The sequence below is a fragment of the Tundrisphaera lichenicola genome (assembly GCF_051175385.1).
Classification (GTDB): Bacteria; Planctomycetota; Planctomycetia; order Isosphaerales; family Isosphaeraceae; genus Tundrisphaera; species Tundrisphaera lichenicola.
In genome coordinates this window covers 6,168,835-6,192,251 of sequence record NZ_CP195106.1, presented here as the reverse complement: position 1 = coordinate 6,192,251, position 23,417 = coordinate 6,168,835, and the positions used below count along the sequence as shown (strand labels likewise).

The window sequence follows — 23,417 nt, the reverse complement described above, 5'->3', positions numbered from 1 at the left end:
CGGATGGTGTCGGAAATCCGACCCGATTTTACCCACTTCTTTAGCGTCGATGAACTACTACCAGAATTCAGCTCGACGACGAATCTCCGAGCGGGTCGAGGATGTCGCGGGATTTTTCGTGCCCGTTGCCATTCGACTCCGGTTTCTCGGTCTCAGGCTCAGAAGGAGAGGCTTCGGTTGTCGCGTCGAGGATATCGCTGGAGCCCTCGTTGCCGTTCGAGTCCGGCTTCTCGGTCTCAGGCTCAGAAGGGACGGGTTCGGCGGTCGGGTCGAAGAAGCCCTTGCTGAAGTCGGGCGGGGGTGAGCCGGAGGTCGGGTCGGAGAAGCCTCCCCCGAAGAATGAACTCCCCGAGCCGAAGCCGCCGCCGTCGTCATCGCCCGAGGACTTGGGGGTGGGCTTCGGCAAGGGGGCGTCGCTCCAGGTGGCCGGTCGGGCCTTGGCCTGGAGCTGGTCGCGGGCCCGGTCGAGCCACGCCTGATCGGGGAGCCCGTAGGGGCGGAACTTCTCGGTCTTGCCTTGCTCCTCGTTGTAGAGGAGCGCCCGGTTCTCGCCCAGCCGACCGGCGGCGGGGGAATCGATCAACGCGCTGGAGTCGTTGATGCTCATCTGGAAGAGGACCCGAAGCTCGAACTCGCCGGCGGTCGACCGCTCGAAGGTCCGATTCAGGTTGCCCACGGTGTCGCACCAGGACAGGACGTGGATCCCGTAGTTCGGCCCTTCGCGGAGGATCTCGGTGAGCTGCTTGGCGGGCTTGGGCTTCTCGTCCTCGCTGGATCTCGAAGAGTAGCCGAAGTCGTCGTCGGACTTCCGGAGGTCACGGAAGCGGGCGAGGTCGAAGATCACCAGATAGATCGACGGGAACTCGGCGTCCGAATCCTCCTGGCGGCGGGTCAGCTCGTCGTAGACCTCTTCCAGGAGCGGGGCGAAATCGCGGAAGCCGGAGGTCTGGAACGGGTGCGGGATCACGTCGCCGAGTTTGGCCAGAACGCCCAGGTTGGGGGAGTCGGCCGGCGAGCCGTCGAGGACGTAGAAGCGTGCCCCGTTGGCCGACTGCCCGGTCCCGATGTTGGCGTGCTGGGTGGCCAGGCTGACCAGGGCCGAGGTCAGGATGCCGAGCGCCCCCTCGTCCTGCTGGCCGATCAGGAGGACGTTGGTCCCGCTCTGGCGGCGGAAGACGACCGACGTCGGGTCCTTGATCGCGATCGCGTCTCCCAGCCAGGCCGTGGCCGCCTTGACCTCCGCGGGCCAGTCGGGGACGGACAACGCCTCGGAGAGGAGGGCGTTCTTCTCGATGACCGCCGGCAGATTCCCTTCGAACACCAGTTGTGGGGTGTCCGGCATCATGTCCTGCTCGACCGCCAACTTGTGGAGGTCCTTGAGGTACTCCTCGCGGTGCTGGTCGGTCAGGAAGACCACCTGGAAGATGTGGTTCCCTTCGATCATCCCGTTGGCGTCGTTGTAGATCGCCTCGCCGGGACGGGACAGGAGCCGGGCCGCGGCGTTGTCCTCGCTGAGGATCAGGTGCGAGTCGGCCTCGGAGCACTGCAAGGCGATCCGGATGGCCATCTGCGCGATCGTGGTCCGGGCCAGCGAGTAGGCACCGCCGAGGGTCTGCGAGCCCAGGATCACGTGGACGCCGAAGGCACGACCCTGGCGGACCAGGCGGTCCAGGAGCAGCGACGACTCCTGCGAGAGCTTGTCGTCCTCGATGAAGAACTCCTGGAATTCGTCCACCAGGAGCAGGATCCGGGGCAGGAACTCGCCGGTCTGGCGTCGGTAGCTGGCGACGTCCTGGGCCCCGGCGTCGCGGTACATGTCGCCTCGACGCTTCAGCTCGACGTCCAGGCGCTGGAGCACGCTCAGGCCGAATTCGCGCTCGGATTCGACGGCGATCACTCGGGCGTGGGGTAGGCTGTGCGCCGCGTAGGTCTTGAACTCGACACCTTTCTTGAAGTCGATCAGGTAGAGTTCCAGCTCCTTGGGGCTGTACATCAAGGCGGCGTTGGTGATCAGGGCATGCAGGAGCGTCGATTTACCCGAGCCGGTCTTTCCTGCGATCAGGACGTGCTGGGAGGTGCCCTTGCCCAGCTTGAGGCTCTGGAACTTGGTGGCCCCGGCGCGACCCAGCGGCACGTCGACGATGCTCCGGCTGTCCCAGGTCCAGTACTTGTCGTCGCTCGGCGCGATGACCTCGAAGGGGACCTCGACGCGCTTGGCGGCCTTGGCGGCCTCGCCCGCGAGCTTGACGATCCGGTTGAACTCCATGTCCTCGGGCGGGGCGTCGAGCCGGAGCGGATACTGTTCGAAAGGCGTGTCCTTCCAGAGGAACTTGCCGTCCTTCCAGACCAGGTTGACGCAGTTCGGCTCCAGGTCCTTGGCGAGCTGGCTGGTGGCGTTGGCCAGCTTGGTGTCGATGCTCACGAAGACATAGACGCCGCACCTCGGCCCACTCTGGGCGATGCTCACCAGGCGTCGCTGGGCGATGTCGGAGAAGTTGGCCGGATAGTTGGCGACCACCAGGACGCGATAGGGCTCGGCCACCTCGCCGGCCATCGCGTTGTATTCCTCGATCGAGGCGTACTCGTTCCGGAGGTACGTCTGGATGACGTTCTCCATGTGCTCGGTCAGGTCCAGGAGACGGTGTTCGATCTGCTGCTGCTCGGTCCAGATCCGGTTGGTGACCAGGAGTTCGTCGAACTCCTTGAGGTTCATGAAGGTCGAGAAATTCTGGCCGAGGCCGACGGGGTCGGCGATCGTGAACCGGACCTTGCCGGGCGGGACGGCGGTCAGGAAGCGGAGCATGGCGGCCTGGATCGCCTGGACGGCGGGGGCTCGGCCGTCCTCGCTGGCCTTGATCAGGAGCGAGATCTTCTCGGGGAACTGGAGGAAGGCCGGGAGCGTGAACGACTCGGGGGTCAGCTCCTTCAGCCGGGGGTCCTCGGGGATCCCCTGGGGAATCTGCTTCATCGGCACGCGGACCTCGCCGAAGCGGAGGACCGGCGGGGAATCCACCGGCGCGGTCCAGGGATCCCAGGCCGGGTCGTGCCAGGGGAGGAACCATCGGTCACTATCGGAGGCCACCTCGTCGAGCTCGCCCCGAATCCGGCCGATCCCGTCTCTCCAGTCGTCGATGAGCTTCTGCCAGTTGGCTTCGTAGGCGGTCTGACGGGCCTCGACCTCGGCGAAGTAGCTGGAATCGAGCTCTTGAAGTTCGCGATCCCCCGCCGCCTTGGCCTCGGAGAGATCTTGTTTGTACTTGTCCTCGGCGGCGGTGAGGTTCGCCTCGTACTTCTTGGCGGCCTCGGCCAGCGCCTTGGGATAGCGTTCCTCGGCCGCCTTCACGTCGCCGTCGCGGCGGGCTTCCAGCTCGGGGATGAGCTTCTCGTGGGTCTCGGTGGCCTTGCGGACCTGGGCGTCCCGTCGACGTTCGACCTCGGCCTTGAGCCGCTTTACGTTTTCCTCGACCCAGGTGGCCGAGTACTCGGCCAGGTGGTCGCCGTCGGCCAGGGCGATCGCCAGAGGCGCGGCGACGGCGGTCAACTGCTTCCGGGCCGCCGCGTTGATCGATTGACGGGCCACGAAGCCGATCACCAGGGTGCCCACGGCCCCGACGGCCAGGGCGATCATCCAGTTGCCCAGGACCAGCCCGACCGCGACCGTCAGCACCAGGAAGAGGACCACGCACAAGAAGATGAAGAAGTCGAGCTTCACCACCGGCAAGATCTTGAGCTGGGAGGCGATCAGGTAGTTATCGCTGATCCGGTGGGTGGCGTCGTCCAGCTTGCCGATCGGGTCCTCGACCCCCTCCTCGGCCTTCGCGTTGGCGGCGCCCCCGTCGACGATGATGTATCGTTTGTAGGTCTCGAAGAACGGCGCGGCGACGGCCTTGACCTGGTCGAGGGCGAGCAGCGATTCTTCGAGCCTGCGCTTGAATTGCTCGTGCTTCTTGTTGACCTTGTCGACGTTCGCGTCGTGGACCGCCCCGGTTTCCCAGCCGGCCTCTTCGAGGGCCTGGTGGGCGGCCTCGCTCTCGACGTCGAACCGCTTCTTGGCGTGGGCGATCGTCTTGTCGCGATCGGTCTTGGCGGCGGCCACGGCCGCCTGATACGCCTGGTCGAGCTTCGCGCGGGTTTGCTCGATATCGGACTCGATCGCCTGGACCTGGAGGTCTCGTCGTTTGACGATCCCCTGGCGAGCGGACTGGTAAGCCCGTTCGGCGACGGCCTTTTCCTTGCCGAAGTCGACGTCGGTCTTGGTCTCTCGCCCTGCCCGTTCGGTGGCCAGGCGGGCCAGATCTTTCAGTGCGTCGACTTGGCGTTGGGTCGGGGGCGATCCGGGCATCGGGTCAGGTCCAACACGGGTGGCATTGGCGATTTCGGTGGTCGGGCTCGGGGAGGGCCGGAGTGGCGACCATCCCCTCGCCTCCTTCAAACAGAGTACGACGGATTGACTCTCGACGCGAGCCCGGAGAGGCCGGGTCGTCCGGCGAGGGCCGACGGGCGGGAGGCGGATGGGAGAGCGAGATCCCGGCGGCATCGAGCCCCTGGGACGTCGCCTTGAAGAATCATCATGAGTTCATCGAGCCCGGTTCGAGGGGCGGCCCGTTCAGCGGTTCTCCGAGCAGTCTCGCTTGACCTTGGCGGTGACCTCGGCCAGTTTGTCCATGCCGCGGATCACGGCGTTGACCCGGGTCTCCAGCGGGGCGAGGTGGTTGGATTCGAAGTCCTTGGCCACCTGGTCCTGCCAGTGGACCCGGGCGAGTTCCCAGTGCTTCCGGAGGTTCTTGATCGCGTAGGTCAGCTTTGTCGAACCCTCTTTACTCACGGCCGATTCCTCCCGGTTTGGATCAGTTGGCCGACTGGGTCGAGGTCCGGATGTAGGAGTCGAGGGCCTCGGCCATCCGTTCCAGCATGGCCATGGCGTGCTCGAGGTCGCCGGTGAGCATGTCGCCCAGCGGGCGGGCCAGGCCGAGGTACTCGTCGATGGCGTGCTGGAGGATCGGGGCGGCCTTCTTGACGATCTCGACCTTCTCCTCGGACTCGCGGAGCCGGGCGTTGGCGATCCGGACCTGCTCCTTGGCCTCGGTGTCGCCGGCGCCGGAGAGCTTCCGGCGGTGGAGCTCGCCGCGGATCTCGTTCATCTTCTCGCGACGGCGCTTGACCTCGTTGAGCCAGTAGAGCCGCTGGGTGTTCTTGACCCATTCGTTGACCCGGCGATTCTCCATCTCGACGGCCGTCAGGGCGTTGCGGGCGTCCTCGATGAAGCTGCCCAGGGCCGCTCGGAACTCGCGGATTCCGTCGATCGACGTGACCTTGGCTGCATCGGCCATCGGACCTCCTCGGCGGGCCAGGCTTGGTTCGTGGGCAAGTCAACCGATCCGGGGATCGCTCGGTTCAACGCTGCTGGAGGTATTCCTCGACGCGCTCGGCCTTGCGGACCAGGAACGGGACGTACTGGCTGCTGGCCTCGATGAATCGGTTGATGACGATCAGGGTGGCCTCGAACTCCTCGGTGAACTTCTCCTGCTCCTTGTCACGCCAGGTCTGGCTGAGGCCCGAGAGCTGGCCGTGGATGACGGCCATCTTGTTGTGGAGTTCCGTGTTGAAGTGGCGGAGGTTCTGGGCGAACCGGCGGAGTTCGGCCGGGTCGACGACGGCTTGAGCCATGGAAGAATGTCCTTTCGGCCGTTCGAGCCGGCGAGGAGGCCCCGTCGGCGGAGGAGAGCAGTGTCCCGGAATGGGACGGCGATTGCCAGTTGTCGAGAGGGAGACGACGGAATGATCCTATCCTAACCGGAGCCCTGGAGGAGGTAAAGCTCCGAGGATTCCGGGCAAGAGGCCACTCGGACCCGAGGCCCGGTTGATGGCCGGGATGGACCCCGATCGGTTAGATTGGTCCGGTGGCCCTCGGAGCGGGCCGGCTCCCCCCTCCCGACCGATGAGACATGGACGATGGCCTGGATTCCCCACCTGATGATCCTGGACGACGACCCGCGCGTCCTGGAGTCCCTGATCCCGAGCTTTCCCCTGGATCTGGCCCGCGACCTGGGGCGAGACCGGGCGACCAACGAGGCGCTCCATCGGGGCGACCCCGGGGGCGGAGGGGCGATCCACGTCAAGGTGTCGGCCCACGGGTACGAGAGCGACCGGTTGGCGAGCTACCGGTACCGATCGCCCCATCATGTCCACCTCCACCTGGTCCGCGAGCGAGGCGGCCGCTTCGACCTGGCCCGCAAGCTCCTCAACGAGCAACTCTTCGCCGTGGTCGTCTCCGACCTCCGGTTCTCCGACGACGCCGGGGGGCTCCGAGCCGGGCAACTCTTCATCGACGAGGCGGCGAGGGTCCATCCCGAGGTCCAGGGCCTGCTCTATTCGGCCTACCCCCGCCCCGAGGGGTTCCCCGCCGATCGGTTCCTCCGAAAGGGCGAAGGATCGTCCGCGCCCGGGCTGGCCGAGACGGTGGTCCGGTCGGTCGAGCGGCACCTGTCCGACCCGTCGGTTGCCGCCTTCGCGAAGGCCGTCGCCGACCTCGGGATCATCTACCAGACCGAGTCGTTCGGCTCGACGCTGGCGCAACTCTTCGACCTGGCCCGGCTCTTCGGCGCGGAGACCCCGGCCCCGAAAGGGCCGGGCCGGTCCCGGAGGCCCCTGCCCTGCCTACTGCTGGACGGCGAGAGCGGGACCGGCAAGCGTGGGCTGGCCGAGCTGTTCCACGCGTCGACCGACCGACGGAAGGCCCCGATGACGGTGGCCTCGTGCAACGAGCTGACCAACGAGACCTTGCTTCGGAGCATCCTGTTCGGCCACAAACGCGGGGCGTTCACCGATGCCCGCGAGGATCGTCCCGGTCTGGTGGCCTCGGCGGGCAAGGGGATCGTCCTGCTCGACGACTTCCACCGGCTCCCGAACTCGTGCTCGGCGATCCTCCACTCCTTCCTGGAAGACGGGGAGTACAGTCGGCTGGGGGAGGAGGAGATCCGCAGGCAGGCCGAGGCCGCCGCCGTGTTGACGGTCGAGACCGGCCCTTGGCAGGAGCGCCGGAGGTCGGGCGAGCTTCCCCTGGCCTTCCTCGCCCGTGTCGAGCGACTCCCGCTGGAGATCCCGCCGCTCCGCGAGCGGCCCGACGACATCGAGGCCCAGGCCCGATGGCTGACCAGGGTCGTCTCGACCGAGATGGGGGCCGAGCTGGAGCTGGCCGAGGACGCGGTCCAGGGCCTCCGCGATCAGCCCTTCGCCGAGAGCAACAGCCGGGAACTCCGGAACGTGATCGAACGCGCGATCCTCCGGCATGGTCGCGAGGTCGACACGCTAGAGTGGTCGCATCTCGCGCCCTTCCTGGCCTCGACGCCCCCGGTTCGGCCGGTCGCGCCGAACTCGGCCGCCCCCGCCTCGGCGGCCGCCTCCGGCCTTAACGACTGGCAGCGACGGCTGCGGACCCTGGCTTCCAAGATCCTGGCCAAGGGGGTCGGCCTCGACTCCGAGGAGGCCCGGACGAGGGCCGAGAGCCTCTTCGACCTGGACCTGCCCCCGGTCTGGGCGCCGATCGAATCGGCCAGGGAATCGATGGGACCGGGAAAGCCGATCCCGCTGCCCGTCTGGGAAGACCTGTACCGATGCTACGCCGTCTCGAGACTGGGGGGGCCTTCGCCCGCCGAACGGGTGCTCGGGATTCCCGCCAACACGCTCCGTCAGTGGATTAACGACCGGGAATCGCGATAACCGGCCCGTTCGGAACTCTCCGGGAGACGGGCTCGGCGACCTCCTCCGGCAACCCCGGCACGGCGACCGGCTCCGCCGGAATGGGGACATTCACTTCGGTCGGCTGCTCGATCGCCTCGGCGAGCTTCGCCTGGGTCGGGTCCCCCATGGCCACCGGCCAGATGTGGAAGCCTCCTCGATGGAGGGTGTTATACTCCCAGGTCCCCCAGATCCCCTTGCCTTCATTATATCCCTGATAAGCCAGACTATGTTGCTTCAAGTAGGTCTTGGTCCACCAGCATTTCCCATCCGAGATCTGGTAGTGTCCCTTGAAGGCGAAGTCGCCGATCCGGTCTCGACCCTCGCCGATGATCTTCCCCTCGCGGAAGGTGAGGATCATATCCATCGAGTGGCGGCCGGGGAGATTCGGCTGCAGGAAGAAACCGGTCCAGGGACCGGAGGGAAATCGCTCATCGATCTCGACCTTGAGGTCATCGTTCTCAGTCGGATGCATGGGCCATCTCCCGCAAAAGCTCCTCGGTGTCTCCATCTCACTCAGGCAATCACCATACCAACGCGGATGGTCCGACCCGCAAAAAAACCCCGTCGCCTCGTACGAATACGAGACGACGGGGCCGGAACAGAGAAGAGGCCGAATGATCGAGGCCGATGCCTCGGTTGGATGGAGTGGTGTGGGGAGAATGACATCGCATCCAACAAAAAAATGATAAGCAGAAATTTTGATCTGTCAAGAGGGCGGGGACGATTCTAGATTCGATTTATTCAAGACGGCTCATTTTCGGATCGTTGAGATGCTGAAGGAGTGCGGGCCCGGGGAATTCGTCCCGGGAAACTGGTAGTAGCGGGCCGATCGGTCGTGCGGTTCGATCCGGAAGCCGGGCTCTTCGTGGACGTGGAGCCGGACCCGGCGGCCTTCGACCGGCTCGATCCGGACGAGGGTCCAGCCGTGGGTGGTCCCGTCGCCGTGGCGGATCAGGAGTGTCCGACCGATCAGGGTGGGATCGTCGGGGATGGCATCATCGGTTTCGAACCATCCCCGGCTCTCGGTGGTCGGCTGGCGGACGGCGGCGATGATCTTGCCGGTGACCCAGGGCTGACGGACCTCGATCCCGGGGGTCGAGGCATTCGTACCCCCGGCCAGGGTCAAGTCTCCGCGGCGGGCTCGGACGACCGGGCCGTCGGTGGTCACTTCGCGACCGTCGGCCAGCGTGACCTTGCGCGAGGACCCGGATTCGAGGTTGATCACGAGATGTTCCGGGCCGTCGGCCGTTTCTAGGTAGAGCACCACGAAGCCCGGTGTGTCGGTCATCCGCCCGACCCGGATCAGCGTCGGGGACGACGTGATCGGCTCGAAGACGGTGACGAATGTCGAGTTGAGGGAGCCTCCGTCCTCGGACCTGCGCCGAATCATCAGAACGGCTCGCGAGGGATCCGACTCGGAGGGCTCGCGGGGGGTCGTCCCGGTCACGATCTGGTAGGGCGAGTCTCCCAGGAAGTGGACCCGGACCCCCGGCCGACCCGGCTCGACCAGATCGGCCGTCGAGGGATGATCGGCCGGTGCGTGGGCCAGGTTGGCGAACTCGCCATAGGACTGGACGAACCATCGGCCATCCTCGGCCCTTGACCTGGGCAGGAACGGGATCGAGGGAGCCAGGAGGGTCGAAGGGCCGGGCGTGATCGGCACCGAGGTCGTCCATCGGGCGGTCGAGCCGGGCGGGGCGTGGAAGAACTGGTCATGCTGGAGACCGCCTCGGACCTCGAAGACCGAGACGACATAACGCGACTTCGGCCCCGAGCTGGCGACGACGGTCTGTCGATAGCGGGTGGTGGACTTGGGATAGGCGCGAGGATCGTCCAGGATGGCGACCTGAAAGTCGGGGTCGGCCGCGTGGAAGAGGTAGTTCCCTCCCGCGGCCGGGGCCCGCATCATGGGGATCGTCTCGCGCTGGTTCAGGCCGTCGATGAGGACCGTGTTGTGGCTGGCCGAGGCCCGATCCCAGCCGTCGAAGCGGGGCGGGAGGTCGTCGAGGTCTCCCAGGACCGCCCGGCCGCCCCAGGCCAGCCGGATCGACTGCCTCCTCGATCGGGGCGAGCCCAGGAGCCCCATCCCTCGGAGTTCCAGCTCGAATGCCCCGGCCCCCTCGCCGACCGAAAGCAAGGCGATCCCCGCCCCTCCGAGGAGGCCCGGCTTTCGGGCCGGGTCGATCGCGGCCGGTGCCGGCCAGGAGGCGAGCAAGACTTCCGGACGGGGGAAGTCCGCGAGGATCGACGCCCCCGCCGATCGGGCCAGCCCGAGGATCGGGACGGCTTCGGAGGCCGACCCCTTGGGACCGACCAGCAAGCGACCGATCCAGCCGTCGAGCATCCCGAGGACCCTTCGGTGAGAGGTCGAGTCCCCTTGCCGCCAGAGCCCGTCGAAGAAGAATCCATCCTGGGTGAACAGGGTCAGCCGCTGGGTGGCCATGGCGATTAGGGCTTCGTCGCCCAGGAGTCGACCGACGGCCAGGAGTCCTCGATCGGCCTGGAGGGAGGCCTCGTTGACCTCGTCGGGCTGGTTCTGGACGAACTCCGCCGATGCGCGGAACAGGTCATTCTCGATGAGCCGCTTCGGTTCGGCCACGCCCAGGAGCCGGCTCGCCTCGGCCATCGCCGGATCGTCGCGGACGATCCCGTAGGCGATCGCCAGGTTGATCGGGACATCGAGGCTTCCCGACCAGTCCCACTTGGCCGTCTCATATCCTCGGCGATAAGGCGGGGGCCGACGGGCGGGTTCGAAGAATTTGGCCCGACCGGGCTGGTCGAGGTGGAGGGCATAGTTCGGGTAGACCTGCGCAAATCGGATCAGCAGGACGCAGGCGATCCGGGCCGACGTCGGGTCCGAGCCTCCCGGTGCCTGCTTCCGGTGGCGGATCGCCGCATACAGCGCGGCCTTGGACAGGTATTCGCGGGCCTCGTAATCGCGTCGGGCGGCGAGGTAGAGCCGCTCCTCGGGATAACGCGCGACCGCTGGTTCGACGGCCGCATAGGGATAATGATGGACCACCCCGGGAACGACCTCGATGGTCTCCTCGGGCACCTTCTTGTCGACCGGCGCGGGAACTTTCTCGTTCGGGTACGAAGCCCCGCAACGCGAGCAGGTGGCGACCTCGGGCTTGAGGATCGACCACCGGAGCGTCTCTTCGCCTTCGGGAGCCTCGCATCCCGGGCAACGGCAGAAGCGGAGCCCTGCCTGTTCGGGGACCAGCTTGGCCAGGGCCTTCGGGTCCATCGCCAGGAGGGCCTTGGCCTCCGGAGTGCCCCAGAACCGGGTCGCCCATTCGTCGGGCAATTCGATCCCGGACAGCGGGTTGGCCGAGGGATTCGCCGGGGGAGCCCCCTGCCCGATCGTCGACAAAATCAGCAAGCCAGCGAAGGACGGGAGGAGGCGGTCTGTGATCGGGCCTGCTCGACGCATGATTGGGGTCCGTCCCGTCAAGAGTCGCCCGGAGGGCCGGGCTGGGTTCACTTCGGTGCGCGGTCGGCGGGTTGGCCCGATCCGGCCAGTTCATGCGCCTCGACCGGTCCGACCGTCTCGTCGTCGCCGACGGCCAGACTCTCGAGATTTTGCCGGGCCCGGTCCAGGACCGCCTCGCGGTGCGATTCGCAGGCCAGGCCGTAGTTCTTCAGCTCGGTGAGAGGGCCGTAACTCCAGGACGCTGCCACCTTGAACCTGGGCCGATCCTCACATCCCGCGATCGAGCAGGCGGTCGCATAGCGGAAGATGATCTCGTCCATGTCCAGCCTCGATCCGTCATCCGAAACGGGCAGTCCCTGCTCGCCTTGACGGCTTTCGTCCGGGGGTTCTATGATGTTAATCGAATCGAGCTTTGAGGGAAAGCGATGTCCCGAGCGGCGGTCCTCGGCTGTATCCTCGGCCTGATGTGCGCCGGCCCGCTCTGCCAGGCCGACGCCGCCTCCGCGTTCATGGCCACGGTTCACGAGCTGGACGATCCCGGTACCGTCGACCCGGTCGATCCGCCTCGCGATCATCCGGGCGACAATCTGGTCCAGAAGGTCGCCTCGGTCGAGACCGTCGACCTTCCTTCCTTCCTCGATGGTCCGGTTTCCGCGCCCGGGCTGGACCTCCCCTGCCCCACCGCTCTTCGGTCGGGGCGAGATTTCCAGGCCACCCGTCCCTGGCCTTGGTCGGCTCGCGCAAGACTTTCCCTGCTCCAGGTCTATCGGAATTGAAAGACGGCCTCGAAACCGAGTCACCCGTCCTTTTCTTTTCGATCCCCGACCCTGGAGCCCACCCATGCGCCTTGCGACCCCCGACCGCAGCCGGCGAGCCTTTACGCTGATCGAGCTATTGGTGGTCATCGCGATCATCGGCGTTTTGCTGGGCCTGCTCCTCCCGGCCGTGCAAGCCTCGCGTGAGGCCGCCCGGCGCTCTCAATGCGTCGGCCATCTGAAGCAGATTGCCGTGGCGATGCACAACTATCACTCGACCCACGACACGTTCCCGCCCGGCTACATCACGGCAACCCAGAGCGGTCAACTGAACAGCCCGGAGACCGGCCCCGGCTGGGCCTGGGGGAGCTTGATTTTGAATAACCTGGAGCAATCGGCGGCCTACAACGCGACCAACTTCAGCTTGCCGATCACCTCGCCGGGTTCTTCGACCGTCCGCGAGCTTCGGCTCTCGGTCTTCCTCTGCCCGAGCTCGCCCGACTTCGGGCCGATCCGCCTGACCGACTCCAACAATCAGGTCCTGATCCAGGACCTTTCCCCGAGCAACTATGTGGCCTCGGCCGGGCAGTTCGAGGTGATCGAGTATCCCGCCACGAACAACGGGGTCTTCTACCGGAACAGTCGGGTCGGCGTCCGCGATATCCAGGACGGGACCTCCGGCACCCTGATGGCCGGAGAGCGGTCGAGGAACGTCGCCGACGCCACCTGGGTCGGCGTGATCCCGTTCGCCCAGGCCTGCACCAGCCCGAGCTGGCACGAGCGCGAGTGCGAGCCCAACGCAAATGTCATGGTATTGGGCCACACCGGGCCGTCGCCGAACCAGGTCTGGGTCGACGTCCCGAACTACAAGGACGCCGGAGCCGACGACTTCTGGAGCCTCCACCCGGGCGGCTGCAACTTCCTGTTCTGCGACGGCTCGGTCCGTTTCGTCAAGGAGACCATCAACCCCAAGGTCTTCAGCGCCCTCTCCACCAGGGCCGGCGGCGAGGTCATCAGCTCGGACCAATACTGATCAAGGTGCGAGCGCGGGCTCGGGCGTGACTTCCGGGCGGACCCGGACCTCGAACGGGCCGAGCTTGTGGAGCTTCCGCCATCGCCATTTCTGCGCGGTGAAGTAGAGGACCGGCAGGAAGACGTCGATCACCTCGTCGGCGATCAGGAGGCCCCCGAGCACGGGCGCGGCCATCGGCCGGACGACCTCGGCCCCGACCCCGGTCGCCCAGAGCATCGGGGCGATCGAGAGGATGGTCGTCCCCTCGGTCAGGAGCTTGGGACGGAGCCGGTGGATGGCCCCTTCCAGGATCGCCTCGCGGAGCTGCTCGACCGACCGGATATTCGCCAGCCCGCCGCGCTCGTCGACGGCCTCTCGGAGATAGACCAGCATCACGATCCCCGTCTCGGTCGCCATCCCGAAGCAGGCGATGTACCCCACCCAGACCGCGACCGAGAAGTTGAACCCGAACAACCACTGGAAGATCGCCCCGCCGGCCAGGGCTCCCAGGACGCTCGTCATCATCAGCAACGCGTCGATCCAGCTCCGATAGGTCAGGTACAGGATCATCACGATCACCGCGATCACGGCCGGGAACACAAAGGCCAGGGTCCGCCGGGTCTTCAGCTCGTTCTCGAACTGGCCGGCCCACTCGATGTACATCCCCCGGGGGAGCTTCACCCGCTCGTCGACGATCCGACGGGCTTCCTCGACGAACCCCACCTCGTCGCGCCCGGCGACGGTGAGCTGGATGTAGGCCCGGAGGAGCCCGTTCTCGCTCTTGATCATCGAGGGGCCTTCCACCACCCGGACGTCGGCGACCTCGGCGATCGGCACCTGGAGCGGCGGGCCGGGCGGGCCGGGCTGATCCATCCCCGAGGGGGAACTTCGCCCTTGGACCAGGAGCCGCTTCAGGTCCTCCTCATTCCCCCGGAAATCCCGGGCGTAGCGGATCCGGACCGGGAAGCGTTCCCGCCCCTCGACGGTCATCGTGATCGGCTTGCCGCCCATGGCCACCTCGACCACCTCCTGGATGTCGCCCACCTGCACGCCGTAACGCGCGGCCTTTTCCCGATTGATGTCGATCTCGATATATCCCTTGCCGACGACCTGATCGGGCACCACCCCGTTCGCCCCCCGGATCCCCCGGAGGACTTCCGCGATCCGCTGGCTCGCGTCCTGGATCTTGCCCAGGTCGTCGCCGAAGACCTTCACGGCGACCGGAGTCCTGACCCCGGTGGCGAGCATCTCGATCCGGTTGATGATCGGCTGCGTGAAGATGTTCCCCCAGCCGGGGACCTGGAGCGCGGTGTCCATCTCGTCGACGAGGTCCTGCTTCTCCTTCTTCCAGAGGAAAAGGTGGTCGTAAAGCGGCCCTTCGAGCGAGGCCCGGATCGCCTTCAAATCGTCGGGGCTGGCCGCTTTCGCCCCGAGTTTCTTCGAGGCGGCCAGCGTCAGGACCTGCTCGACCGACGCCTCGACCGCCTCGGGCACGGCCGAGTCGAACAGGTCCCAGTTCGTCGACTTCATCCGGGCCTTCATCAGCGAGTCGTGGCGCTCGACGACCGACGCGTGGAGCCTGGTGAAGAAGGTCTCTTTCGGCGAACCGATCAGCTCGCCGACCGCCTCCGAGGCCCGTTCCCAGCCCCTCGATCGGGGAGCCAGCAGATCGGCCCGATCTTCGAGGACGCCCAGGTCGACCAGCCGCTTCGATGCGTCCTCGGCCGCCGCCCTGACGTCCTCGGGCCGAGGGTCGATGGCGAGTCGATCGCCATAGCTCGCGGACAGCATCCCGATCAGGTCCTCGCGTTCGGGTCCGGTCGGCTTGCGCCGGAGGTTCCGGGGCTCGACCCGTTCGAGGATCTGGCTCACGACCTCTCCGATCAGGCCTCGGCCGAGCTCCGGGCGAGCCTCCTTCAATTTCCGGAGCGCGAGTTCCCGGAGCGTGACATCGACCCGGGTGACGACCTCCATCGCCGACTCGTTCAGGAGCGCCTCGCGATCCTCAGGCTTGACGTCGGGACGGATCATCCCCCCGGCCTGGAGCGCCCCGAGTGCGGCCGACGCTTCCCAGAGGGCGTCCTCGAACCGGAGCTTCCGCTTGGGCCAGAGTTCTCGGTCCTGCAGGTTGATGATCGTCTCGATCATGTCCAGCGGCGAGGGGTCGGTCGCGGTCTCGGCCCGGCCCGCCTTGCCGACCACCAGGAGGACCTCGGGGAACTCCCGGAGCACCGCGTCCCGGGTCTTCAGGTCGGACGTGACCTGCGTCACCGAGATCCTCGGCACCGAGGTCGGCATCTCGAGGATCGAGCCCTCGTCCAGCGGCGGCATGAACTCGTGGCCCAGCCGGGTCGAGGCCAGGTAGCCGCAGCCCAGGATGATCGCGAACAGCCAGCAGACCAGCGTGGTCCGGTCCATCAGCCAGGAGAGCATCGGCTTGAAGATCGAGATCATCGTGCGGACCAGCCACGATTCCTCCTCGGACTTGATCCGACCCCGGAGGAAGATCGGGATCAGGGCCGGGACCAGCGTGATGGCCAGGATCGCCACGCCGATCAGGGCGAAGGTCTTGGTCCAGGCCAGGGGGTGGAACATCTTCCCCGACCGGCCGGTCAGGGCGAAGACCGGCAGGAACGACAGGACCGTGATCAGGATCGAGAAGAAGATCGGCCGCCCCACGGTCCGGCACGCGGGGATGATGGTGTCGAGCACGTTGCCGGTGATCCGGGCCTTGCCGAAGCGCTTGGTCAGGTGGTGCGCCGCGTTCTCGGTCATCACGACCGCCTGGTCCTGGAGGATCCCCACCGAGATCGCGATGCCCGCCAGGCTCATGATGTTCGAGGGGATGCCGAACAGCTTCATCATCAGGAAGCTGAAGAGGATCGCCATCGGCAGGGTCAGCGAGACCACGAACGCCCCGCCCAGGTGCCCCATGATCAGGAGGATGGAGATCGTGGATATGATGATCTCTTCCTTCACCGTGTCCGAGATCGTCGCCAGCGCCTTGTTGATCAGCGGGGTCCGGTCGTAGAACGGCACGATCCGGACCCCTTCGGGGAGCCCGGCGGAGAGCGTCGCGATCTTCTCCTTGACCTTCCTCGTGACCTCCAGCGGGTTCTCGCCGTACCGCATCAGGACCACGCCGCCGACCATCTCCCGGCCGTCCTTCTCCAGGACGCTCCGCTTGAAGCCCGGCCCCATCTGGACCGAGGCCACGGTCTTGACGTAGATCGGCACCCCGCCCCGCTCGGCGACCACGGTGTTCCGGATGTCGTCGACCCCCTTGATCCAGCCGACCGACCGGATCAGGTACTCGGCGTTCCCCTTGTGGATCACCCGGCCGCCGACCGAGGAGTTCGACCGGGCGATCGCCGAGTTGATCTCGCCCAGGCTCACGCCGTAGGCCCGGAGCTGGTTGGGGTCGATGTCGATCTGGTATTCGCGAGGCGCCCCGCCGACCGAGGCGACCTCGGCCACGCCCGGGACCGAGTTCAACTGATACCGGACGTACCAATCCTGGATCGCCCGGAGTTCGCCGAGATCCTGGCTCTCCCCTTCGACGGTGTACCAGAAGATCTGCCCGACCGCCGTGGCGTCGGGGGCCATGTACGGGGTGACGTCGGGGGGCAGGAAGGTGGAGGCGATCGAGAGCCGTTCGAGGACTCGTTCTCGGGCGAAGTAATAATCAATCGACTCGTCGAAGATGATGTTGATCATCGAGAAGTTGAATTCGCTCGACGATCGGACGACCTTCACCCCGGCGAGCCCCTGCAGATTCACCGAGAGGGGATAGGTGACCTGGTCCTCGATCTCCTGGGGGCTCCGGCCCAACCAGTCGGTGAAGACGATCACCTGGTTCTCGGACTGGTCGGGGATCGCGTCCAACGGCATCGTCATCAACGCCCGGAAGCCCGCGACCCCGACGACGATCGCCACCAGGATCACGACGAACCGGTTGCGGATCGACCACTCGATGATGTTCTCGATCATCGGCCGCCCCTCCTCAATGCACGTGAGCGGCCATCGGGCCGGACTTCGCGGCCCGGGTCGGGGCGGAGGGAGTGGCCTGAGGCTCGGGGGCGGCCGGCGCGGCCCCCGCGTTCAGGCGAGTCTCGGCATCGAGCAGGAAGGCCCCGGCTTCGGCCACCTTCTCGCCCGGGGCCAGCCCTTCGAGGACCGGGTAGAGGTTGCCCGAGGGGGAGCCCAGGACGACCTCTCGGCCTTCGAAGACGCCGGGTTCGGCCTCGACGAAGACGATCTTCTTCGTCCCCGTGTCAATGACCGAGGTCTCGGAGACCGAGAGGACCGAGTCGATCGGGGCCGGATCGAGGCGGGAAAGGAATTTCGCGGGATGCCCCCTGAGCTTCGACTCGCACGAAGAGCAGCACATCCAGAGGTGTTTCCCCTCGACGTCGACCGGGACCGGGTCCCCCATCGAGCCCAGCTTCGCATTCGTGACCAGGCATTTCTCCTGCTCGGCGACGGTGAGACTGACCTTCCTCGCGAGGCCCCTGCCCGGCAAGGTCGTGGCCAGCCGACCCTGGAACTCGGGCGTCTCGGCGATCGGGGTCTTCAAGGTCACGGTGGCGAACATCCCCGGCTGTAGCTGCCCATCCTGGTTCTCGAGGTCGTACCGGACGTTCAGGGTCCGCGTGGCCGGATTCAGGATCGGGTCCTTGAAGGCGACCGTCCCGGGGAAGACCCGCCCGGGATAGGCCTCGACGGTGGCCTCGACCTTCTGACCGACCCGGACCAGGGCGATCTGATCCTCGTAGATCTGGGCCTGGATCCAGACGTGGCCGAGGTCGGCCACCTCGAACATCGCCTCCCCCTCGCTGACATACTGCCCCTCGACCACGTTCTTCCGGACGATCACCCCGCCGATCGGCGAGAGGATCGGCAACTTGAAGTCGGATTGCCCCTTCGCGAGGATCTCCTCGATCTGTGCCTCGCCGATCCCCCAGAGGCTGAGCTTCTCCTTCGAGGATCGGAGCAAGCCGCCCGGGTCCCCCAGCGCGGTCCGGCCGATCGAGGTCTGGAGCTTCGACGTCTGCCCCGCATACTTCTGGGCCAGCAAGGCTTCCTGGATCGCCTGGTAGAGTTCCGGGCTGTAAAGCTCGGCGAGCGGTTCCCCCTCGCGGACCGGCGTGCCGGTGAAGTTCACGAACAGCTTCTCGACGCGCGACATCCCCTTCGTCTTCGACGAGATCCGGGCGAGCCGCCGCTCGTCGATCGTCACCGATCCCACGGTCGTCACCGTCTCCGCGAGCGGTCGATAGCTCACCTCCGAGGTCCGCAATCCCGCCTGACTGATCCGGAGCGGCGAGAGGTTGATCCGGGCCGTAACTCCGGGCGAGAGCGTCTCTTTCTCCCCCTTCTTGCGCTTCGAAAGCGGCATCCCGCAGATCGGGCAATGGCCCGCTTCCGCCTGGATCACGGTCGGATGCATCGGGCAGTAATATTCGAAGTCGTGCGCGGCCACGTGGCGATCGCCGGGCGGTCGGGACCACTTCTCGTAGTGGTTCTTGATCGTGTCCCAGTAACCGAACACGAGGCCCGTTCCGACCATCAGGACGATGAATCGGAGTCGAAGCTCGACCACCTTGACGACCAGCCGGATCTTCTGCCATCGCGAGAGCGTCGCAGCGGGTTCCGGTCGTTCCGGGAGCAGCGGGGAAGCCATGATTCAACCCTCCACGAGCCGAGGCCCCCTGGAAGGGACCTCTCGGCGCGATCGGCGTGACTGGTTCGCGAACGAAACCTAGTACAGGACCTGGGTGCCCGGGACGAACGAGACCTCATCGAAGCATCGATGACGGATCGCACGCGCAAGGCACAGGAGCATCGCCGAGAAGGGCTAGATCAGCAGGTGGGAAGTCCGCAGGTAGAGCGGAAAGACGAGCGAACCAACCTGGATTGAGGCTCGGTCGTAGGAGGTCGCCCGCTTGAGCGAAATAGGGTGCGGGACGATCGAGGCGGATCGAGAAAGCCGATCCCCCCGAGGATTCAGGTCCGAGCGTGACTCCGGAACCTGGGCGGGTGCCGAGGGAGCCTCGATCCGGCATTCGCACGATCGAGGGGACGAGATCACCTCAGCAACTTCGAAATGCCCGGACGACGCAACTCTTGAGAGTCTCGGCGATTCCGGAATCGAGTCCTGAGCCTTCTTGGAGCAACAACCGCACTCAACCCGAGGCTTCCCGACGCAGCAGGATAGCGGCTTCGACCGGGCAGGCTCCGGGGAGCAGGCGGAAGCGATCGCCGATGCCGACAACGTCCCCACCAGCACCACCAAGGTGCTCAGCAGGGTCCGCAATGTCGGGCGGCGATGGGCCATCATCCGGGACAACTCCCTGGAAATGGTTTGATTGACTTCTCTAACTGTACAACCAGTCGCCTCCGGAGGCAACCTCGACTTGCGGGCGAGAGGGATTCGTCCCCGCTCGGATTTGGATTCCCCCCGTAGGGCAGGCCTCGCCCTACCGTGACCGGGATCGAGAGCATGGCACCCAACGAAGCGACGCCCACCCACGTCGAAGTAGACTAAGGAACAACCGGTCCGAACCGGAGCTGGGGTTCCCTCGTCTACCCAATCGAAGCCATGAGGCTCTCCCTGATTCGAGGAGCAAGCCGTGCCAATCGGCGAAGACCTGTCGATCCGCGAGGGATACGCCGCCTGGGCCCCGCTTTACGACGACGACGGAAATCCGCTGACGGCCATCGAGGGGTCGGTCCTCCGATCCTGGTTCGGTCCGATCCGGGGCCGGAAGGTGCTCGACCTCGGATGCGGGACCGGTCGACACACGCTCCCCCTGGTCGAGGCGGGGGCCGAGGTCGTGGCGGTCGACGCGGTCCCGGAGATGATGACCCTGGCTCGCGACAAGCTGGGGCTGGCCCCGGTCCACTGGGTCCTCCACCGCCTCCCCGATCCCCTCCCCTTCCCCGATGCCACCTTCGACCTTGTCGTCCTGGGACTGGTCGCCGAGCATCTCGAAGACCTCGAAGCGGTCCTGAGCGAGGCCGCCCGGGTCACGGTTCCCGGTGGTCGATCCGTGCTATCCGCCCTCCATCCCGAGCGGACCGCCGGAGGGCAGAGGGCCCGGTTCATCGACCCGGCCTCGGGCGAGCGTCGCCACATCACAACCGTCCACCGCGAGGTCGCCGACTACCTTGGGGCCGCAAACCGAGCCGGCTGGAGTCTCATCGAGGAGCGGACCCTGATCGTCCCCGGCGAGCTGGCCGAGGTCATCCCCAGGGCCCTACCCTACGTCGGCAAGCCGCTGGGATGGGCGGCCCGGTGGGAGAAAGCCGACGCGACGGTCAAGGCTGAGGCGAACGGATGACCCGGCCGGTCCATGTAAAGGAAATCCCCTGAGTTCCTGCCGTGCTGATCATCACCGTCTCGGCCAGGGGTTCGCTTCCCGATTGTTCGGCCACCCACTCGACCAGGAAGCTGGGCGAGGCCTCTCCGCTGTCGTCGCTCTCCCCGACGAAGAACTCGGCCGAGGCCAGGGGGGCGAGCCGGCTGGGCGTCTTGACCAGCTCTCGGACGAGCTTGCCCCTCGAATCGTGGTAGCGGACGCGGACCAGGACAATCGGCCGATCGGGGTCGGTGTTCCGGACGATCAGGGTGGTGGCCAGGTTCAGCGGCTGGGCATTGTCGGCGGTGTAGACGTGCGAGCAGGCCGGCACGAAGATCGTCTGGCCGGCGACGATCTTGGTCTCGTCGATCGGGCCGACTTCGACGAGGCCCTGACTCTTCAGGTCGGCCCGCTTCGAGCGGGAATTCCCCCCCGGCCCGTCGCACGAGGCGATCGCGACGATCAGGGTCAGGGCGATCGCGGTGGCTCGCATCCGAGGCTCCGATGGCGGTCCAGGTCCGGGGGATCAGCCGAGGCTCCGCGGCCCGGGATGCTTCGTATCCTCGGCGAAGGCGTCGTCCTTGGGCGCGAAGCCGATCGACTCGAACGAGCTGGCCAGGTCCCAGCGCGTCCCGTGATTGTTCGACATCCCGTTGACGATGACGAACGATCGATCGCCGAGGTCGGCCTCGACGGCCCGATCGAAGAGGCGGACCATGTCGCCGTCGGAGAGCCAGAGTTCCTTGTTCCACTCGTCGGGCAGGGTCTCCGGGCGGTTCTTCCCGCGCTGGACCCAGCCGAGGCGGAGGGCGACGAAGGTCATCTCGTAGATGCCCGAGAGGCTTTTGCCCAGCCGCTCGACCATCAACTTCGCCGCGCCGTAGGGGTTGCCGGGCCGGGGCGGGAGGTCGACCGTAATGTCGATGTCCCCCAGGTCGCGATACCCGCCCATCGCGTGGTTCGAGCTGGCGAAGACGACCCGCTCGACCCCCGCCAGGGCCGACGCGTGGAAGACGTTGCAGGCCGCGTCCAGGTTGGGCCCGACCAGGTCCTCCCACGAGGAATGCTCATCGGGGGTGGCCGCCAGGTGGATCACGGTGTCGGCCCCGTGGAAGAGGGCGAGCCACTCCTCGTCGTACACGGAGAGGTCAGCGGCGACCACTTCGGGGTCGTCGGGGTCGGCCTCCCGATCGATCAGGATCAGGTCGTATGCGTCGTCCCAGGCCGCCCGGAGCTTCTTGCCGATGTTGCCCGAGGCCCCGGTGATCAGGACGGTCCGGACCTCGTCCTCCAGCCCTTCTTCCGGGTCGTCCTCGGTCTCGTCGTCATAGAGGATCGGGAGAGGTTCCGGATCTTTCACTTCGTCTTCGTCGCGATGCGTCATGGTCGGTCCTCCTTCGCGAGTTGGTCGTCCTCGGAAGGCGTCTAGAGGGAGAGTGGACCGGCGAACCGTCGACGGCCGAGGGCCCCGGCTCGACCCTCCGGAGATCCTCGAACGATAACCTCTGGCCTATCTACCGGCAAGGGCGAGCCCGCAGCGAGGCCCGGGAAATCGTCGGAGGCTCACCAGTATTTCCACTGGCCCGTGGTCAGGACGTAGATTCCCAGCCCGAGGTTGGCCACGGCATGGCTCACGAAGCAGGCCAGGACGCTCTTGGTCCGGTGGAGTAGCCACGCCCAGATCGCCCCGGTCAGGAGCGCGGGGAGCCATTCGGCCGGGTGCTCGACGGCGAACAGGGCCGCAGTCACGACCGCCGCGATCGGCGTGACCCGGCCGATCGGGACGTCTTCGAATCGCTCGGGGTCGATGATCCAGCGCATCACGAACGACCGCCAGAACAGTTCCTCGAAGAACGGGACGATCAGGACCAGGCCCAGCATCCGGACCGCCAGGAACGCGACCTTCGAGCCGGGCGTGAGCACGTTGGGGTCGAACGCCGCCCGAGCCCCCATCCCTCCGAACGTCGGATAGAACCCATCCAGCCCAACCCAGAGCGCCGTGACCAGCAGGCCGATCGCCGAGGCCAGCAGCAAGCGGCTGATCGGGGGCCGGGGCGAAAGGTCCCGCCAGGTCGACCGAGTGAGCCAGCAGGTGAAGGCCACCACGGCGATCTTGAAGGCGTAGGAGACCGGGTAATAGGTCGGATGAGGTCCCGCCGTCCCCTTGGGCAGCCAGTCCTCCGCCGAGGTCAAAATGAGGAACGTCGCCATCGGCAGGACATAAGGGAGCCAGGGACGATCTGGCGCGGGAGGCGAGGTCATGCGACATTCCTGGGGCACATCGGGTCGAAATCGCGAGGAGAGCCGGGCGGCGCGATCCCTCACTTGAATTAGCATAATTCACGGCCAGTCGCGACCGATCGCCAGCCTCGCGAAAAGCGCCGGGTCGTCCAGCGAGGGGACGATCAGGTCGGCCACGGCCAGGTCGGTCAGGGGGCTGTGATCGTGGGGGATCCCCACGGCGAAAGCGCCCGAGCCCTTGGCGGCGGCCAGGCCGGTCGGGGTGTCTTCCAGGACCATCATCGAGGCCGGCTCGACTCCCAGCCGCTCGGCGGCCATCCGGTAGATCTCGGGGTCGGGCTTGTGCTTTTGCACATCCTCGCGACAAAGGACGTGGGCGAATCGATGCCGCAACTGGTGGTTGTGCAGGATCCGCTCGGCATAGGCCCGCCCCGAACCCGTCGCCACCGCGAGCGGGAGCCCCAGCTTGCCCAGGTGGGCCAACAAGGCGATCAGCCCCGGCATCGGGTGGACCGCCGTGTCGATCAAGGCATCGAAGCGTCCCATCGCCTCGGCCATCAGGGCCTCGGGAGGCTCCTCCAGCCCCGCCATGGTCCGGAGAGCCCTGCCCGACTCTGCCGGCTGCCGGCCGATCATCGCCCGCATGATCTCGACGCTGAACTCTTTGCCCCGGTCGCGGAGCATCTCCGAGGCCACCCGGAAGAACACCGACTCGGTGCTGAACATCAGGCCGTCGAGGTCGAAGGTGACGGCCTGGATGGTGGGGATATGACTCATCGATCACCCATTCCATGAGGTCGAAGACGATGGGAAACGATGGTGCATTGGAGATCTCGCGGCATGCGTAACGAGCAAAAGTCCAACCCTCTTGAGTT

Annotated in this window: 18 protein-coding genes; 5 read left to right on the top strand and 13 right to left on the bottom strand. The window is 66.5% G+C overall.

The window, feature by feature from the left end; genetic code table 11:
• Positions 1–67 precede the first annotated feature (67 nt).
• The 4 genes from P12x_RS24395 to P12x_RS24380 form a co-directional block, all read right to left on the bottom strand.
• Positions 68–4,342, bottom strand: a complete 4,275-nt coding sequence (locus tag P12x_RS24395) for an FtsK/SpoIIIE domain-containing protein (protein WP_435007615.1) — start codon at positions 4,340–4,342, stop codon at positions 68–70.
• A gap of 264 nt (positions 4,343–4,606) precedes the next feature.
• Positions 4,607–4,825 (bottom strand): hypothetical protein, encoded by a 219-nt coding sequence (locus tag P12x_RS24390; RefSeq protein WP_435007614.1) that lies wholly within the window; start codon positions 4,823–4,825, stop codon positions 4,607–4,609.
• A gap of 22 nt (positions 4,826–4,847) precedes the next feature.
• Positions 4,848–5,330 carry a hypothetical protein gene (locus P12x_RS24385; RefSeq protein ID WP_435007613.1) on the bottom strand — a complete coding sequence of 161 codons (483 nt, stop codon included), beginning with the start codon at positions 5,328–5,330 and terminating at the stop codon, positions 4,848–4,850.
• Positions 5,331–5,394: 64 nt separating this feature from the next.
• Positions 5,395–5,667 carry a WXG100 family type VII secretion target gene (locus P12x_RS24380; RefSeq protein ID WP_435007612.1) on the bottom strand — a complete coding sequence of 91 codons (273 nt, stop codon included), beginning with the start codon at positions 5,665–5,667 and terminating at the stop codon, positions 5,395–5,397.
• 285 nt (positions 5,668–5,952) lie between these two features.
• Here P12x_RS24380 and P12x_RS24375 point away from each other — a divergent pair, with 285 nt between their 5' ends.
• The gene (locus P12x_RS24375) at positions 5,953–7,719 is read left to right on the top strand and encodes a sigma-54-dependent transcriptional regulator (protein WP_435007611.1); all 1,767 of its coding nucleotides are present in this window, start codon (positions 5,953–5,955) and stop codon (positions 7,717–7,719) included.
• Here the strand turns inward: P12x_RS24375 and P12x_RS24370 are convergent.
• From P12x_RS24370 to P12x_RS24360, 3 genes are all read right to left on the bottom strand, one after another.
• Positions 7,697–8,212, bottom strand: a complete 516-nt coding sequence (locus P12x_RS24370; RefSeq protein ID WP_435007610.1) for a hypothetical protein — start codon at positions 8,210–8,212, stop codon at positions 7,697–7,699. The two genes, P12x_RS24375 and P12x_RS24370, sit on opposite strands and share 23 nt — an antisense overlap.
• A gap of 279 nt (positions 8,213–8,491) precedes the next feature.
• Positions 8,492–11,173 carry a hypothetical protein gene (locus P12x_RS24365; protein WP_435007609.1) on the bottom strand — a complete coding sequence of 894 codons (2,682 nt, stop codon included), beginning with the start codon at positions 11,171–11,173 and terminating at the stop codon, positions 8,492–8,494.
• Positions 11,174–11,220: 47 nt separating this feature from the next.
• Positions 11,221–11,493 (bottom strand): hypothetical protein, encoded by a 273-nt coding sequence (locus P12x_RS24360; RefSeq protein WP_435007608.1) that lies wholly within the window; start codon positions 11,491–11,493, stop codon positions 11,221–11,223.
• 105 nt (positions 11,494–11,598) lie between these two features.
• Between P12x_RS24360 and P12x_RS24355 the strand changes: the two genes are divergently transcribed.
• Together P12x_RS24355 and P12x_RS24350 are read left to right on the top strand one after the other, a co-directional pair.
• Positions 11,599–11,949, top strand: coding sequence for a hypothetical protein (locus P12x_RS24355; RefSeq protein WP_435007607.1), 351 nt, complete (start codon positions 11,599–11,601; stop codon positions 11,947–11,949).
• 64 nt (positions 11,950–12,013) lie between these two features.
• Entirely contained in the window at positions 12,014–12,961 is a 948-nt protein-coding gene (locus P12x_RS24350) for a DUF1559 domain-containing protein (RefSeq protein WP_435007606.1), read from the top strand.
• On the opposite strand, the gene P12x_RS24345 is transcribed toward P12x_RS24350, so the two are convergent.
• Together P12x_RS24345 and P12x_RS24340 are read right to left on the bottom strand one after the other, a co-directional pair.
• A complete protein-coding gene (locus P12x_RS24345; RefSeq protein WP_435007605.1) occupies positions 12,962–16,930 on the bottom strand; it encodes an efflux RND transporter permease subunit in 3,969 nt (1,322 codons plus the stop codon).
• Between the two features lie 13 nt (positions 16,931–16,943).
• The gene (locus P12x_RS24340) at positions 16,944–18,623 is read right to left on the bottom strand and encodes an efflux RND transporter periplasmic adaptor subunit (protein ID WP_435007604.1); all 1,680 of its coding nucleotides are present in this window, start codon (positions 18,621–18,623) and stop codon (positions 16,944–16,946) included.
• Positions 18,624–19,107: 484 nt separating this feature from the next.
• On the opposite strand from P12x_RS24340, the gene P12x_RS24335 reads away from it, so the two are divergent.
• Entirely contained in the window at positions 19,108–19,308 is a 201-nt protein-coding gene (locus tag P12x_RS24335; protein ID WP_435007603.1) for a hypothetical protein, read from the top strand.
• Positions 19,309–19,572: 264 nt separating this feature from the next.
• Entirely contained in the window at positions 19,573–20,283 is a 711-nt protein-coding gene (locus tag P12x_RS24330) for a class I SAM-dependent methyltransferase (protein ID WP_435007602.1), read from the top strand.
• Here the strand turns inward: P12x_RS24330 and P12x_RS24325 are convergent.
• The 4 genes from P12x_RS24325 to P12x_RS24310 form a co-directional block, all read right to left on the bottom strand.
• On the bottom strand, positions 20,261–20,794 hold the full coding sequence (locus tag P12x_RS24325) for a DUF3124 domain-containing protein (protein ID WP_435007601.1): 534 nt from the start codon (positions 20,792–20,794) through the stop codon (positions 20,261–20,263). The two genes, P12x_RS24330 and P12x_RS24325, sit on opposite strands and share 23 nt — an antisense overlap.
• Before the next feature lie 33 nt (positions 20,795–20,827).
• Positions 20,828–21,685, bottom strand: a complete 858-nt coding sequence (locus P12x_RS24320; RefSeq protein WP_435007600.1) for an NAD-dependent epimerase/dehydratase family protein — start codon at positions 21,683–21,685, stop codon at positions 20,828–20,830.
• Positions 21,686–21,864: 179 nt separating this feature from the next.
• Positions 21,865–22,563, bottom strand: a complete 699-nt coding sequence (locus P12x_RS24315) for a CAAX prenyl protease-related protein (protein ID WP_435007599.1) — start codon at positions 22,561–22,563, stop codon at positions 21,865–21,867.
• 78 nt (positions 22,564–22,641) lie between these two features.
• Positions 22,642–23,319 carry an HAD family hydrolase gene (locus tag P12x_RS24310; RefSeq protein ID WP_435007598.1) on the bottom strand — a complete coding sequence of 226 codons (678 nt, stop codon included), beginning with the start codon at positions 23,317–23,319 and terminating at the stop codon, positions 22,642–22,644.
• Between the last annotated feature and the right edge of the window lie 98 nt (positions 23,320–23,417).